The sequence below is a fragment of the Caballeronia telluris genome (assembly GCF_001544495.1).
GTDB lineage: Bacteria > Pseudomonadota > Gammaproteobacteria > Burkholderiales > Burkholderiaceae > Caballeronia > Caballeronia telluris.
The window spans coordinates 39131-52965 of sequence record NZ_FCNZ02000002.1; the positions used below are offsets into that span (position 1 = coordinate 39131).

A 13835-nucleotide genomic window follows, 5' to 3' on the forward strand; every position below is an offset into this window, starting at 1 on the left:
CTCGAGCCGGTTTTTTTACGCCTGCGGTTTGATCGCCGCGATTGTTCAGTTCACGCAGGATGGCTCATAGCGTGAGCCAGTCGAAACCTTCCGCCTGCGTCGCGACGACCACATCGACCGCCGACGCCCCCAGCACCGTCGCCAGCGCCGTCTGCGCGAGATGCGGCAGATTGTTCTGCTGGCTCAGATGCGCGGCCACCAGATGCCGCAGCTTCGAACGATCGAGCGTGGCGAGAATTGCCGCCGCCGCGTCGTTGTTCAGATGCCCATGCGTGCCGCCGATACGCGCCTTCAACGATGCCGGATAGCGGCTCGTCGCGAGCATCTGCAGGTCGTGATTGGATTCGAGCACGAGTGCGTCGCAGCCGGACAGGACGCTCGTGATATGCGGCGTCGACACGCCGACATCGGTCAGGACACCGAGGCGGCTCGCGCCGTCGGAGAAGACGTATTGCAGCGGCTCGCGCGCGTCGTGCGGCACGGTATAGGGCAGCACCGACAGATCGCCGATGGCGACGCTCTCGTCGCCCCACAGCACGTGCAGATCGACCGGGGCTTCGTCGGCGCCGATCGCGCGCGCCGTGCCCCAGCTCATATGGAGCGGAATGGACCATTTGCGGCCGAGCGTCAGCGCGCTGCCGATATGATCCGTGTGCTCATGGGTGATGACGATCGCGTCGAGATCCTCGACGCTCAAGCCCAGCCGGCCAAGTCGGCGCTCCACTTCCTTCGCTGAAAAGCCGCAGTCGAGCAGCACGCGGGTGGTCGTCGTGCCGCACTGCGCCTCGACGAGCAACGCATTGCCTTCACTACCGCTGCCGAGACTCGCGAATCGCACGGCCCTTCGCTCAGTTCAACTGGGCGTGCAGCAGCGAGACGATCCGCTGCGCATCCGACGAACCATCCAGTTGTCCGTTCGAATCGACGACCGCGACCTGCGTCATCGAATCCGCCTTCGGGCGAACGTTGACGAGGAACTGACGCGTGGGCGTCGGCGTGTTGCTCGAGAAGAACTTGCCAAAGAGGCCGTCCTTCTTCAGTTCCTGCATGGAATCCGAGTAATGCACGTAATACAGGCCCTTTTCGCGGTCGCGGTTGTCGACCGTGAAGTTCGTACGGTCGAGCGCCAGTCCGACGCGCAGCCATGCACGATCGAATGGCTCGGCGATGTCGAGCGTCGACGCGTTGCCCGCCGTCTCCACCGCCACCTTCGCGCCGGCCGGGCGCGCATCGGTGATCAGCTGCTTCGCCTGCGCGTCGGTCAGGCCGAACTTCTCCATGATCTTCGCGAGGAACGCAGCTTCGAGCGCCGGATTGCGCGGCCGAGCTTCCCAGCGCGAGGACGTCTTGTCCTGTCCCGTCAGCACTTCTTCCATCGCGCTGTGCGTGACGGAGATGTCGGTCGAACCGTTCGCCGCGCGATCCACCTGCGTGCGGAACATGTCACGCGTACCCGACGAATATGCAAAGTCGACCAGCTTGCCAATGCTCTTTCTAAACCAGTCGTCCGGAATGTTCGCGCGGTTCTCGGCCCAGTCGGTCGCCATGATGCCGGTCTGCGGCGCATCGGTCTTGAGCGTGAAGCCGCTCTCCTGCCAGAACTCCTGCAACTGCGGCCAGACCTGGTCGGGCGTGCGACCGTCGACGACGAGCCAGCGACGGTCGCTGTCACGCTCGACGTGCATTCCGTAGGGATCCTGCGCGGTCGGCACGCCGAGCGTGGCGTTGCCGGCCGGCGTGAGCGCGCGCTCGGTGCCGCCGCCAAGCGCATTCACTTTCGGCGGCGCGGCGTAACGCTGGCTGATGTCGGCGGTCGAGAGATCGGACGGCACGTTGAGCGACGGCGCGGTTTCAGCGGCCTTGTAGTTGACGCGATCGGGTGCGAGCCAGTCGTTCAGCGTATCGCAACCGGAAAGCGCGACGACCGTGGCGAGGCCAAGCGACAGCGCGCTCAGGCGCGCGGCGTGAGTGGAGAGTGCGGATCGTTTCATGAGGTCCTTCGTGATGCTGAAAGCGCGTTGCCTCGTGCGGATGCCGGGGAACGGAGTCGATAACGAATTCGATGAATGAAGACGGCTAGCGACGGTTGTGGACTGGCTGCATGGTCGATCCCGATGAATGGCGGCGGCACGGTCTAATGCGTCATGTGCGCGCCGCTGCCATCGATCGGGTCTTAGGCCAGGAGCCCTGTTTCGCGCAAGGCATCACGCACGATGTCGTGATAGCGCGCGTCGAGCGGCGTGAGCGGAAGGCGAATGCCGCCTTCCATGCGGCCCATTGCTTCGAGCGCCCACTTCGCAGGAATCGGGTTCGATTCGCAGAAGAGCTGTTTGTGAAGCGAAAGAAGCTTCAGATGAATCTTGCGGGCGGTGATCGCGTCGCCTTCGAGCGCGGCGCGGCACAGTTCGCTCATCGCTTTCGGCGCGACGTTCGCGGTGACCGAGATGTTGCCGTGACCGCCGAGCAGCATCAGCGCGATCGCGGTCGGATCGTCGCCGCTGAAGATGCCGAAGCCGGCCGGTGCGTGCTTGATCAGGTGCGCCGCGCGGTCGATGTTGCCCGTCGCTTCCTTCACACCGATGATGCCCGGCACGCCGGCGAGGCGCAGGATCGTTTCGTTGTTCATGTCGGCCACGGTGCGGCTCGGCACGTTGTACAACACGACCGGCAGGTCGACCGATTCCGCGATCTTCACGAAATGGCGGTACATGCCTTCCTGCGTCGGCTTGTTGTAATACGGGACGACTTGAAGCGTGGCGTCGGCGCCGACCTTTTTCGCCGCCTTCGACAATTCGACGGCCTCGGCCGTGGAATTGCCGCCCGCGCCCGCGATGATCGGAAAGCGGCCGGCCGTGTGCTCGACTGCCGTCTGCACCATCAGGACGTGTTCCTCGACCGAAAGCGTGGCCGACTCGCCGCTCGTGCCGACGACGACGAGGCCGTTCGAGCCTTCCGCGACGTGCCAGTCGATCAGTTTTCGAAACGCCGGCAGATCGAGACTACCGTCCTCGTGCATCGGGGTGACGATGGCAGGAATGCTGCCGCGGATCTGGATGCCGCCGTGTGTTCCGTTTGTCATGAAACGCTATGAATTTGATCGGTAAACCGCGATTGTAGCGGATTAGCCCGCCAGATCGTAACGCGGCGGAAGCGACGCAGTGTTACGAACGGTGAGGCCGGTTGAGGATCGGTCCGGCTCGCGGACCGCGCAGATTCGTTGCACGTAGGATGCGCGCGGATCGCTCGTAAAGCCATCCTGAAAAGCGATGATCCGCAGGCGCGAATGAAACGCATCGATGAGTTCGCCGGGCGCGAGCAGAAATGCCGGATTGGACGGCTTGCCGACGGTTTCGTTGCCGAGCGCGAAGGTTTCGTAGATCAGGATGCCGCCCGCGGCGAGCGCGTCGGCGAGATGCGGAAAGAGCGGGCGATGCAGGTAACGCGTCACGACGACGGCGGCGAATTTTTCATCGGCCGGGAGCGGCCACGGCGCGTTTTCCAGATCGGCCGCGCGCGTGGCGATCCGCTCGATGCCCGAGAGCGAGCCGAGCGCTTCCTCGTCGCGGTCGACGGCGAGCACCGGATGTCCGCGCGACGCGAACCAGCGCGCGTGTCGGCCGCTGCCCGCCGCGACGTCGAGCACCGCCCCGCCCGCCTCGACGAGATGCGCCCATTGCCGCACCCAGGCGCTCGCGAAGTCCGCCCCGTGTTCCATTAGTTGTACGAGAGCCCCATCGCTTCGCGCACGTCGCGCATCGTTTCGGTGGCGAACTTGCGCGCCTTGTCGCAGCCGTCTGCGACGATCGCGCGCAGCAGCGACGGATCGTCCATGTATTTTTGCGCGCGCTCGAGCATCGGCTGCTGCTCGCGCAGGATGCCCTCGATCACCGGCTGCTTGCAGTCGAGACACCCGATGCCGGCGGTGCGGCAGCCCTTTTGCACCCATTCGTGCGTGGCTTCGTCGGTGTAGGCCTGATGCAGCTGCCACACCGGGCACTTGTCCGGATCGCCCGGATCGGTGCGGCGCACGCGCGCGGGGTCGGTCGGCATCGTGCGGACCTTTTTCGTGATCGTTTCCGCGTCTTCGCGCAGGCCGATCGTGTTGCCGTACGACTTCGACATCTTCTGGCCGTCGAGGCCCGGCATGCGCGATTCGGCCGTGAGCAGCACTTGCGGCTCGACCAGAATCAGCTTGCGCGCGCCTTCCAGATAGCCGAAGAGCCGCTCGCGATCGTTCATCGACAGGCTTTGCGACTCCTGCAGCATCGCGCGCGCCTGTTCGAGCGCTTCGTCGTCGCCTTCCTGCTGGTACGCGACGCGCAGCTCGTGGTACAGCTTCGCACGCTTGCCGCCGAGTTTCTTCGCGGCGTCGAGGGCCTTCTCCTCGAAATCCGGCTCCTTGCCGTACAGATAATTGAAGCGGCGCGCGATTTCACGCGTCATTTCGACGTGCGGCACCTGATCCTCGCCGACCGGCACGAGCGACGCACGATAGAGCAGGATGTCGGCGGCCATCAGCACGGGATAGCCGAGAAAACCGTACGTCGACAGGTCCTTTTCCTTCAGCTTCTCCATCTGCTCCTTGTAGGTCGGCACGCGTTCGAGCCAGCCGAGCGGCGTCGCCATGCCGAGCAAAAGCGACAGTTCGGCGTGCTCGGGCACGCGGCTCTGGATGAAAAGCGTCGCCTGCGCCGGATCGATGCCGGACGCGAGCCAGTCGATCAGCACTTCCCAGACGTTCTTCTCGATCACTTCGGGCGTTTCGTAGTGCGTCGTGAGCGCGTGCCAGTCGACGACGGCGAAGAAGCACGGGTACTCGGACTGCAGCCGCACCCAGTTTTTCAGCACGCCGTGATAGTGGCCGAGATGCAGCGAGCCGGTCGGCCGCATGCCTGAGAAGATACGGTCAGGGAACATGGTTTTATAAGAAGAACGAGGCAAAGGGATTCAGAATGGCCGACACCGCCGCATAACCGATGTTCACGAGCGGACTCAGCCAGAACCGCGTGAGGACACCCGTCACGACGAGCGCCATCACGATGAAAAAGCCGTACGGTTCGAGCCGTTGCAGCGCAAGCGACGCGCGGATCGGCAACAGCGCCATCAGCACGCGGCCGCCGTCGAGCGGGGGCAGCGGAAAGAGATTCAGCACGCCGAGCACGAGATTCACGCCGACGCCCGCGGCCGCCATGCGCGTAAAAAACGCCTCGTCGACGTGAAAGCCGGCAAGCGCGACCGCGATCACGCCCCACACGAGCGCCTGCACGAAGTTGCTGGCCGGACCGGCCGCGGCGACCCAGAGGCTGCCCCAGCGCGGATTGCGCAGGTTGCCGAACGCGACCGGAACGGGCTTCGCGTAGCCGAACATGAAGGCGCCGCTCGTGACGAAATAGAGAACGATCGGGATGACGATGGTGCCGAGGGGGTCGATGTGCCGCATCGGATTGAACGATACGCGGCCGAGCACGTAGGCGGTGTTGTCGCCGAGCAGGCGTGCGACATAGCCGTGCGCGGCCTCGTGCAGCGTGATCGCGAAAATCACCGGGAGCGCGTAGACCGCGATTGTCTGTATCAGGGAAGAATCCATAGCTCGCTATTGTAACAAGCGTCTCAGGCTGTTCAGGGCGCCACTCATGGCGGGCAAGGTCACGGTTGCGCGAGGCGAGCGTGGGTGCGGTCGGGTTGTGACCCGTTTGTCGGCCGCAGGCAGGAAAACCGCCGCCGACCGGAGAATAATGCCTTCGGTTGAAATATTTCGCCCGATTTTATCTGCGGCGCGCGCGACGGCGCCCAAGCGCACTCATGCGCTCAGGCCGAACGGCTCCAGACTGCCGCGCCCCGGGCGCACCAGCACCGGCTCCTCGCCCGTCAGGTCGATGACCGTCGAAGGCTCGGCGGCGCACGCGCCCGCGTCGATCACGAGGTCGATCTGTTTTTCCAGCCGCTCGCGGATGTCCTCCGCGTCGTTGAGCGGCTCGGCGTCGGGCGGCAGGATCAGCGTCGAGCCGAGGAGCGGCTGGCCGAGCGCTTCCAGCAGCGCGAGCGTGATCGCGTGATCGGGCACGCGCAGGCCGATCGTCTTGCGCGACGGATGCGAGAGGCGTCGCGGCACTTCCTTCGTCGCCTGCAGGACGAACACATAAGGCCCCGGCGTCACCGATTTCAGCAGCCGGTACTGCCGGTTGTCGACCTGCGCGAAATTGGCGAGCTGCGACAGATCCCGCACCAGCAGCGACAGCAGTTGCTTCTCGTCGAGCCCGCGAATGCGGCGAATGCGCTCGACGGCGTCCTTGTCGTCGAGATGACAGGCGAGCGCATAGCTCGAATCGGTCGGCATCGCGATAACGCCGCCGTCGTTGATGATCTGCACCGCCTGGTTGATCAGGCGCGGCTGCGGATTGTCCGGATGAATGCGAAAGAATTGAGACATGGCGGCGTGATGTTTTTGGTATCGCTTGTCGCGCGACGCAGCGGGAGCGCGGTTGCCGCACGGCTCGCGAAGCGCGGACGGTGCGGTTCGATTCAGAACGCGAACGGCGTAATGCATGATGTGAGCACCGTCTGAAGAACTCGATGCAAACGTGCGAGAAACGTGCCAGGTGCGCCGATGCGTTCGCGCGCGCGCGGCGAGGCGCTCAGAGCCAGCGCTCCCAGACGGGCTTGAGATCGGAGGGAAGCGGCGGAAGCAGTCCGAGGTCGATCCGGCCTTCGCCCGCGCCGTGAAAGTCCGAGCCGCGCGACGCGTAAAAACCGTACCGGCGCGCGACGTCCGCGTACTCGCGATACTGGTCCGGCGTATGGCTGCCGGTCACCACTTCGATGGCATTGCCGCCCAATTCGATGAACTCGTCGAAGAGCGCGGCGAATTCGGTCGGCGTGAAGGTGTAGCGGCCGGGATGCGCGATGATCGCCTCGCCGCCCGCCTCCCTGATCCATTTCATGGCGTCCGTCAGTTTCGACCAGCGGTGGCCGACGAATCCCGGCTTGCCCTCGCCGAGATAGCGCGCGAAGACGTCCGAAGTCGATTGCGCGAGGCCCGCTTCCACCAGATACCGCGCGAAATGCGTGCGCGAGATCATCTTCGGGTCGTTCACGTAGCGCAGCGCGCCTTCGTAGCAATTCGGGATGCCGACCTTCGCGAGCGCCTCGCCGATCGCTTCACCGCGCGCGGCGCGGCCGTCGCGCGTGGCGGCGAGGCCGTCGAGCAGCTGCTGGTTTTGTGGGTCCACGTTCAGGCCGACGACGTGCACCGTGCGGCCCGCCCACGTCACAGAAATTTCCACGCCCGCGAGATAGCGCATGCCGAGCGCTTCGGCCGTCTCGCGCGCTTCCTGCTGGCCGCCGAGCTGGTCGTGATCGGTGAGCGCCCACAGCGTCACGCCGTTCGCGTGCGCGCGGCGCGCGACCTCGGCGGGCGCGAGCTGGCCGTCGGAGACGGTGGAGTGGCAGTGGAGATCGGCGTTCATCGTGGATAGGTTGAGAATTCACTGACATTCTACTGCAACGCACGATTCGGGCCGCGTGCCCTAGTCCTCGCAGAACTGCGCGATGAGCGCGGCGACGCGCTCGGGCTGGTCGTGATGCAGCATATGTCCGGCGTCCTCGATGATTTCCTCGCGCCAGTCGGGAAAAGCGGCAAAACGCGCCTTGAATTGGTCGAGCGGGACGTCGCCTGCGATCGACGCGAGCGTGGGCGAATGCGCGGCTTCGACGTGCAGCACCTTCGCGCGCACCTGCGACCAGACCGCCATCACTTCGTCGAGCCGGTAAAGCAGCGGTCCGCGCAGTTTGTGAGCGGGATCGGCGAGCAGGTGGAAGCGCCCGTCGTCACCCTCCTTCGACCAGTGTTGCGCCAGAAAACGCGCGCGCGGCCACGCAAGACGCGGATTCGTGCGGATCAGGCGCGCGGCGACTTCGTCGAGCGTCGCGTAGCTGCGCAGTTCGGGCGGCGCGCGCAGATCGTCGAGCCATTGCGCGATGCGCGCGGGCGAGCGCTTCGGATCGCCCGCGGCGAGGCCGAAGCCTTCCAGATCAACGACCCGGCGAACGCGCCCTGGCCGCACGCCGGCGTACAGGCCGACGACGTTCGCGCCCATGCTGTGCCCGACGAGATTCACTTCGCCATGCGGCGCGTAGTGGTCGAGCAACACGTCGAGGTCGGCGAGGTAGTCCTGGAACCAGTAGTGGCCGCCGCCGCGCTCCGCGACCGGCCACGCGGACAGGCCGAAGCCGCGCGCATCGGGCGCGATCACCTGCCAGCCGTCGCCGAGCGCGTCGACGACGAACTGGAACGACGCCGCCACGTCCATCCAGCCGTGCAGCATGAAGAGCAGCGGCGCATCGGGCGATCGGGCGTCCCAGCGCCGCACGTGCAGGCGCACGCCGCGCGCATCGACGAATTCCGAGAAAGAAGTGCGCATCGCCGGCTCCAAAAAGAATGATCGTTCGATTATAGCCAGCGGCGCTAATTCTGAGATGCGCTAGTCGTCGAGTTGCGCGAGTGCGCGCAGTTCTGCTTCGTCGAAACCGGCGTCGCGGCGCGCCTCGAAGTTGAACGGGCCGCGCAGTTTCGGCGCGCGGTACTGCCCGGCGAGTCGCGCGTAGGTGAGATGCGGATCGGCGCCGGCCGCGTCGCACAGATGCCGGAACCAGCGATTGCCGATCAGCACGTGGCCGATTTCGTCGCGCAGGATCACGTCGAGAATCGCCGCCGACGCGTGGTCGCCCGCCTGCATAAGGCGCTTGCGGATCGGCGGCGACGCGTCGAGACCGCGCGCCTCCAGCGTGCGCGGGACGAGCGCCATGCGCGCGAGCACGTCATCGCGGGTACGCTCGGCCATTTCCCACAGGCCGTCGTGCGCCGGAAAGTCGCCGTAGACGTGGCCGAACTCGCCAAGCCGCGCGCTCAGCAGCGAAAAGTGATGCGCCTCTTCGGCCGAGACTTTCAACCAATCGAGATAAAACTCATCCGGCATCGACGGGAAGCGCCAGACGGCGTCAAGCGCGAGGTTGATCGCGTTGAATTCGATGTGCGCGAGCGCGTGCAGGAGCACCGCCCGCCCCGCTTCGGTCTGCATCCCGCGGCGCTTGAGCGATCCCGGTTCGACGAGCGGCGGCCGCTCGGGCCGGCCCGGCAGGCCGCCGGGTTCGGCAAGCCGCAGCGCAGGATCGACCGATACCTCGCCGGCCCGTACGCGTACATGGAGCGCACGGGCGCGCGCGGCTTTTGTCTGCGGATCGCGTTCGCAGAGGATGTCGAGCGCCGTCTGGCGGGCGCAACGCGAATCGGAATCGATCGGAGAGGAAGGGTCGGGCATGGCGGGGAACGTTCGGGCAGTAGAGACGGGCTTGGCGCGCAAAAGGCTAAAATGGCGCTTTACGAACCGGACTTCGCCCTCGGACAAAGCTGAAAAGGTACGCCGCCGTCCGGCATTGTAGCGCCGGGTTCGCGTGCCGAAGCCGCCGATGCGCGCACCGTCCCCACCGACCAGGAGACACAGTTGGCCATCTACAAGCTCGGCGACGAGGCACCCACCATCCACGAAAGCGTGTTTCTCGCGGATACCGCGACCATCATCGGCCGCGTGACGCTCGAGGAAAATTCGAGCGTCTGGTTCGGCGCGGCGCTGCGCGGCGACAACGAGCCGATCGTCGTCGGGCGCGGCAGCAACGTCCAGGAAGGCGCGATCCTGCACGCCGACCCCGGTTTTCCGCTGACCATCGAGGCGAACGTGACCGTCGGCCATCAGGCGATGCTGCACGGCTGCACGATCAAGGAAGGCGCGCTGATCGGAATCCAGGCGGTGGTCTTGAATGGCGCGGTAATCGGCCGCAACTGTCTGGTTGGCGCGGGCGCGGTGGTGACCGAAGGCAAGGTGTTTCCCGACAACACGCTGATTCTCGGCTCGCCCGCGAAAGCCGTGCGCGAGATGACCGAGGCGGACATCGCCCGCATCCAGTCGGCTACGCGCAGTTACGCGGACCGGCGCGAATACTACAAGGCGCAACTCGTGCGGATCGGCTGAAAGGCGATCCGCGGCACGACGTGGCGCCGTATCGAAAGGAAGAGTTGTGAACGACCAGTTGCAGAAATTCATGTTCAACGCGGCGCCCGTGCGCGGCGAAATCGTCTCGCTGCGCAATACGTGGCAGGAAGTGCTCGCGCGCCGCTCGTATCCGGTGCCCGTGCGTAACGTGCTCGGCGAGATGACGGCCGCCTGCGCGCTCCTGTCGGCGAACCTCAAGTTCGACGGCACGCTCATCATGCAGATCTACGGCGACGGGCCGGTGACGATGCTGGTCGTCCAGTGCAGTTCGGATCTTTCGCTGCGCGCCACGGCGAAACTCGCCGATGACGCCGCCGAGCGCATCACCGAAGGCATGTCGCTCGCGGACCTGCTCAACCAGCACGGACGCGGCCGCTGCGTGATCACGCTCGATCCGATCGAGAAGAAGCCGGGTCAGCAGCCGTATCAGGGCATCGTGCCGCTGTCGGGCGAGCACGGTCCGCTCGGCTCGATGGCCGAGGTGCTGGAACATTACATGCATCACTCGGAGCAGCTCGACACGCGCATGTGGCTCGCGGCGAATACGGATCGCGCGGTCGGCATGCTTTTGCAGAAACTCCCGGGCGACGGCGGCATCGTCCCGCATCCGGGCGAGCACGACGCCGATACGTGGCAGCGCGTGTGTCATCTGGGCAGCACGCTCTCTGTTGACGAACTGCTCGGCGAAGAGCCCGAAACCGTGTTCCGGCGTCTCTTCTGGCAGGAAAACGTGCAGCATTTCGAACCGGCCGCTACGCGTTTTCAGTGTTCCTGTTCGCGTGAGAAAGTCGGCGGGATGCTGAAGATGCTGGGTCGCGAGGAAGTCGATGGCGTGATCGACGAACGCGGCAGCGTCGAGGTGCATTGCGAGTTCTGCAATCAGCGCTACGAATTCGACCCCGTCGACGTTGCGCAACTTTTTGTCGCAAAGGAACTCTCACAAGGAGTGAGCGAGGCGTCTCAACAGCGTCATTGAGCCTTGATTTCACGAAGGTTTTATCGGCACGGGCGCACGCTGGCGCTGTCTGTGCCGGGTGGACCGCGCGCCGTGAGCGCGTGTTCCGGCACGATATGATTCAGGTCTGTCTGGTTCTACGGCCCGCTGGAGGTCGATATGAAAAAAGCTGCGTGGTTCCGGGGTGTTTCGTTGTCGGTATGCGCGTTGTCGGCCGCCGCGTTGCTCGCGGCCTGCACGATGGACCCGCCCGGCCCGTCGCCGATCTATAGCCGCCTGCCTTCGGCTCAAACCCAGCCGCAGCAGCCGCTGTCGAAGGACGAGCAGCAACGCTACAACCAGATCGATCAGCAAGTGCTCGCCGAGCAAAAGCAAGCGATGGCCGCCGACGCCGCCGCACAGGCGTGGTCGCAGTATTACCGTGCGCCCGTCAGCATCTACGGCGGGTATTCCAGCGGCGGCTGGGGCGGCGGTCCGTACTGGGGAACCGGCATCGGTTTCGGAACCGGTTACTCGTGGTAAAGACGAAGCGTCGAAACGAAAAAAGCGCGGTCGATGACCGCGCTGTTCTTATGCCGATGACCTTCCCGTTCAGCCGCCCTGCTTCTTTTTCGCGTCTTCCTTTTCCTTCGCGGCCTTCTTCTCGAACGCGCGGCGTTCTTCCTTCGAACGCGACACGGGATTCGGCACCACCCGCAGGGGCGCCGCCGACACCTGACCGCGCGTCGACGCATTCGCGCTAGGCGCGTTCGCCGAGTTGACGGGCGCGGCGGAATTCGGCGAGACGAACTGCACGAAGACCTCGCTGTCCTTCATCATGCCCATCTCATAGCGCGCGCGCTCCTCGACGGCCGCCGTGCCGCTCTGCAAATCCTGGACTTCGCCCTGCACGCGTTCGTTGCGCAGTTTGAGGTCGGCGTTCTTCTGGGTCTGCTGCGCGAGTTGTCCCTGCAATTCGTGGACGCGCAGCCAACCCCCATGTCCCCACCACAGCGGATATTGGATCAGCGCCAGCAGGAGGATGAGGACGACAGTGACAAGCCGCATTGAGAGAGCCGAAATAAGCGCCGCCCGGCGTTCGAAACGCGAGGGCGGCGGGCTGAAAAATTAACTAACGTCCAATTCGGCTAAAGCTTTAGCGCAAGTTGTAGAACGCCGACTTTCCCGGATAGCTCGCGATATCGCCGAGATCTTCCTCGATACGCAGCAACTGGTTGTACTTCGAGATGCGATCGCTGCGCGACAGCGAGCCCGTCTTGATCTGACCGGCGTTCAGGCCGACGGCGATGTCCGCGATCGTCGAATCTTCGGTTTCGCCCGAACGGTGCGAAATCACCGCTGTGTAGCCCGCGCGCTTCGCCATCTCGATGGCCGCGAAAGTTTCCGTCAGCGTGCCGATCTGGTTGATCTTGATCAGGATCGAGTTCGCGATGCCCTTCTCGATGCCTTCCTTCAGGATGCGCGTGTTCGTGACGAACAGGTCGTCGCCGACGAGCTGGATCTGCTTGCCCAGGCGATCCGTGAGAATCTTCCAGCCTTCCCAGTCGCTCTCGTGCATGCCGTCTTCGATCGAGATGATCGGGAACTTGTCGGCGAGCGTCGCCAGGTAGTCGGTGAATTCCGCCGACGACAGTTGCAGGCCTTCGCCCGCCAGTTGGTACTTGCCGTCGTGGTAGAACTCGCTCGCCGCGCAGTCGAGTGCGAGCAGCACGTCTTCGCCCGCGCGATAACCGGTGCGTTCGATAGCTTGCAGGATCGTGGAGAGGCACTCGTCGTTGCTGCCGAAGTTCGGCGCGAAGCCGCCTTCGTCGCCGACCGCCGTGCTCATGCCGCGCTCGGAGAGGATCTTCTTCAGCGAGTGGAAGATTTCGGCGCCGCAGCGCAGTGCCTCGCGGAAGGTCGGCTGGCTGACCGGCACGATCATGAATTCCTGGATGTCCAGGCTGTTGTTCGCGTGCGCGCCGCCGTTGACGATGTTCATCATCGGCACCGGCAGTTGCATCGCGCCCGAGCCGCCGAAGTAGCGATAGAGCGGCAGGCCGGCTTCTTCAGCCGCGGCCTTCGCGACCGCCATCGACACGGCGAGCATCGCGTTGGCGCCCAGGCGCGACTTGTTGTCGGTGCCGTCGAGTTCGAGCAGCGTCTTGTCGAGGAACGCCTGTTCCGACGCGTCGAGGCCCATGATGGCTTCGGAGATTTCGGTATTGATGTGCTCGACGGCCTTCAAGACGCCCTTGCCGCCATAGCGATTGCCTTCTTCGTCGCGTAGTTCGATCGCTTCACGCGATCCCGTGGATGCGCCCGACGGCACGGCAGCGCGGCCCATCGTGCCCGATTCGAGCAGCACGTCGCATTCGACGGTGGGATTGCCTCGCGAATCGAGAATCTCGCGGCCGATGATATCTACGATAGCACTCATGGTTTCCTCAAGAAATGACGTTGAATTCCTGCTGCCGGCGACGCTTCCTGCCGGCCTTGCTCAAGATTTTCGAAGGAAGCGGAGACGCGGGCACGGATGTGCCGCTCCGCTCAGACTCCTTCGACCACCATCAGGTTCACCCGCGCCGCGCCTTCGCGGACCTGCCTCGCGGCTTCATATTCGGCGGAATGATAGAACGTCTTTGCTGCTTCGAAGGAAGGAAATTCGAGGACGACGGTGCGCGAATGGAACGCGCCTTCGAGCGTTTCGCTCTGGCCGCCGCGCACGAGGTACGTGCCGCCGTGCGCTTCGATCGCCGCCGGCGCGAGCGCACGGTAATCGGCGTACTGCTCGGGGTTCGTCACTTCCATGTTCGCGATGATGTAGCCTTTCGCCACTGAGTTCTCCCCCTGTC

General features: G+C 64.8%; 16 protein-coding genes. 3 read left to right on the top strand and 13 right to left on the bottom strand.

What is annotated here, in order from left to right:
• Positions 1 to 64 precede the first annotated feature (64 nt).
• The 10 genes from AWB66_RS03200 to AWB66_RS03245 all read right to left on the bottom strand — a co-directional run bounded on the left by AWB66_RS03200 (position 65) and on the right by AWB66_RS03245 (position 9317).
• The gene (locus tag AWB66_RS03200; RefSeq protein ID WP_087628839.1) at positions 65 to 838 is read right to left on the bottom strand and encodes an MBL fold metallo-hydrolase; all 774 of its coding nucleotides are present in this window, start codon (positions 836 to 838) and stop codon (positions 65 to 67) included.
• A gap of 10 nt (positions 839 to 848) precedes the next feature.
• Entirely contained in the window at positions 849 to 1991 is a 1143-nt protein-coding gene (gene bamC / locus AWB66_RS03205; RefSeq protein ID WP_087628840.1) for an outer membrane protein assembly factor BamC, read from the bottom strand.
• Between the two features lie 182 nt (positions 1992 to 2173).
• Positions 2174 to 3079, bottom strand: coding sequence for a 4-hydroxy-tetrahydrodipicolinate synthase (gene dapA, locus AWB66_RS03210; protein ID WP_087628841.1), 906 nt, complete (start codon positions 3077 to 3079; stop codon positions 2174 to 2176).
• Between the two features lie 42 nt (positions 3080 to 3121).
• A complete protein-coding gene (locus tag AWB66_RS03215; protein ID WP_235020970.1) occupies positions 3122 to 3715 on the bottom strand; it encodes a class I SAM-dependent methyltransferase in 594 nt (197 codons plus the stop codon).
• Positions 3715 to 4917, bottom strand: coding sequence for a tryptophan--tRNA ligase (locus tag AWB66_RS03220; RefSeq protein ID WP_087628842.1), 1203 nt, complete (start codon positions 4915 to 4917; stop codon positions 3715 to 3717). Before AWB66_RS03220 ends, AWB66_RS03215 begins: the two co-directional genes overlap by 1 nt.
• A 4-nt stretch (positions 4918 to 4921) precedes the next feature.
• A complete protein-coding gene (locus AWB66_RS03225; RefSeq protein ID WP_087628843.1) occupies positions 4922 to 5587 on the bottom strand; it encodes a site-2 protease family protein in 666 nt (221 codons plus the stop codon).
• Positions 5588 to 5800: 213 nt separating this feature from the next.
• The gene (locus AWB66_RS03230; protein WP_087629097.1) at positions 5801 to 6430 is read right to left on the bottom strand and encodes an L-threonylcarbamoyladenylate synthase; all 630 of its coding nucleotides are present in this window, start codon (positions 6428 to 6430) and stop codon (positions 5801 to 5803) included.
• A gap of 205 nt (positions 6431 to 6635) precedes the next feature.
• On the bottom strand, positions 6636 to 7466 hold the full coding sequence (locus AWB66_RS03235; RefSeq protein WP_087628844.1) for a 3',5'-nucleoside bisphosphate phosphatase: 831 nt from the start codon (positions 7464 to 7466) through the stop codon (positions 6636 to 6638).
• Between the two features lie 60 nt (positions 7467 to 7526).
• Positions 7527 to 8420, bottom strand: coding sequence for an alpha/beta fold hydrolase (locus AWB66_RS03240; RefSeq protein ID WP_200818919.1), 894 nt, complete (start codon positions 8418 to 8420; stop codon positions 7527 to 7529).
• Positions 8421 to 8480: 60 nt separating this feature from the next.
• A complete protein-coding gene (locus AWB66_RS03245; protein WP_087628846.1) occupies positions 8481 to 9317 on the bottom strand; it encodes a ferritin-like domain-containing protein in 837 nt (278 codons plus the stop codon).
• Positions 9318 to 9500: 183 nt separating this feature from the next.
• Between AWB66_RS03245 and AWB66_RS03250 the strand changes: the two genes are divergently transcribed.
• The 3 genes from AWB66_RS03250 to AWB66_RS03260 all read left to right on the top strand — a co-directional run bounded on the left by AWB66_RS03250 (position 9501) and on the right by AWB66_RS03260 (position 11523).
• On the top strand, positions 9501 to 10025 hold the full coding sequence (locus AWB66_RS03250) for a gamma carbonic anhydrase family protein (protein ID WP_087628847.1): 525 nt from the start codon (positions 9501 to 9503) through the stop codon (positions 10023 to 10025).
• 46 nt (positions 10026 to 10071) lie between these two features.
• Positions 10072 to 11022, top strand: a complete 951-nt coding sequence (gene hslO, locus AWB66_RS03255; protein ID WP_087628848.1) for an Hsp33 family molecular chaperone HslO — start codon at positions 10072 to 10074, stop codon at positions 11020 to 11022.
• A 138-nt stretch (positions 11023 to 11160) separates the two neighbouring features.
• Complete coding sequence (locus tag AWB66_RS03260; RefSeq protein WP_087628849.1) at positions 11161 to 11523, top strand: hypothetical protein; 363 nt, start codon at positions 11161 to 11163, stop codon at positions 11521 to 11523.
• 69 nt (positions 11524 to 11592) lie between these two features.
• Here AWB66_RS03260 and ftsB read toward each other — a convergent pair whose 3' ends face one another.
• The 3 genes from ftsB to AWB66_RS03275 all read right to left on the bottom strand — a co-directional run bounded on the left by ftsB (position 11593) and on the right by AWB66_RS03275 (position 13818).
• A complete protein-coding gene (gene ftsB, locus AWB66_RS03265; protein WP_087628850.1) occupies positions 11593 to 12048 on the bottom strand; it encodes a cell division protein FtsB in 456 nt (151 codons plus the stop codon).
• Between the two features lie 88 nt (positions 12049 to 12136).
• Entirely contained in the window at positions 12137 to 13420 is a 1284-nt protein-coding gene (gene eno, locus AWB66_RS03270; RefSeq protein WP_087628851.1) for a phosphopyruvate hydratase, read from the bottom strand.
• Between the two features lie 110 nt (positions 13421 to 13530).
• A complete protein-coding gene (locus AWB66_RS03275; RefSeq protein WP_087628852.1) occupies positions 13531 to 13818 on the bottom strand; it encodes a DUF1330 domain-containing protein in 288 nt (95 codons plus the stop codon).
• Positions 13819 to 13835 lie beyond the last annotated feature (17 nt).

Excerpts from the sequence above, each read along its gene's own strand:
- bamC (WP_087628840.1), bottom strand. The coding sequence starts at position 1,991 with ATGAAACGATCCGCACTCTCCACTCACGCCGCGCGCCTGAGCGCGCTG.
- dapA (WP_087628841.1), bottom strand. The coding sequence starts at position 3,079 with ATGACAAACGGAACACACGGCGGCATCCAGATCCGCGGCAGCATTCCT.
- AWB66_RS03215 (WP_235020970.1), bottom strand. The coding sequence starts at position 3,715 with ATGGAACACGGGGCGGACTTCGCGAGCGCCTGGGTGCGGCAATGGGCG.
- AWB66_RS03220 (WP_087628842.1), bottom strand. The coding sequence starts at position 4,917 with ATGTTCCCTGACCGTATCTTCTCAGGCATGCGGCCGACCGGCTCGCTG.
- AWB66_RS03225 (WP_087628843.1), bottom strand. The coding sequence starts at position 5,587 with ATGGATTCTTCCCTGATACAGACAATCGCGGTCTACGCGCTCCCGGTG.
- AWB66_RS03230 (WP_087629097.1), bottom strand. The coding sequence starts at position 6,430 with ATGTCTCAATTCTTTCGCATTCATCCGGACAATCCGCAGCCGCGCCTG.
- AWB66_RS03235 (WP_087628844.1), bottom strand. The coding sequence starts at position 7,466 with ATGAACGCCGATCTCCACTGCCACTCCACCGTCTCCGACGGCCAGCTC.
- AWB66_RS03240 (WP_200818919.1), bottom strand. The coding sequence starts at position 8,420 with ATGCGCACTTCTTTCTCGGAATTCGTCGATGCGCGCGGCGTGCGCCTG.
- AWB66_RS03245 (WP_087628846.1), bottom strand. The coding sequence starts at position 9,317 with ATGCCCGACCCTTCCTCTCCGATCGATTCCGATTCGCGTTGCGCCCGC.
- AWB66_RS03260 (WP_087628849.1), top strand. The coding sequence starts at position 11,161 with ATGAAAAAAGCTGCGTGGTTCCGGGGTGTTTCGTTGTCGGTATGCGCG.
- ftsB (WP_087628850.1), bottom strand. The coding sequence starts at position 12,048 with ATGCGGCTTGTCACTGTCGTCCTCATCCTCCTGCTGGCGCTGATCCAA.
- eno (WP_087628851.1), bottom strand. The coding sequence starts at position 13,420 with ATGAGTGCTATCGTAGATATCATCGGCCGCGAGATTCTCGATTCGCGA.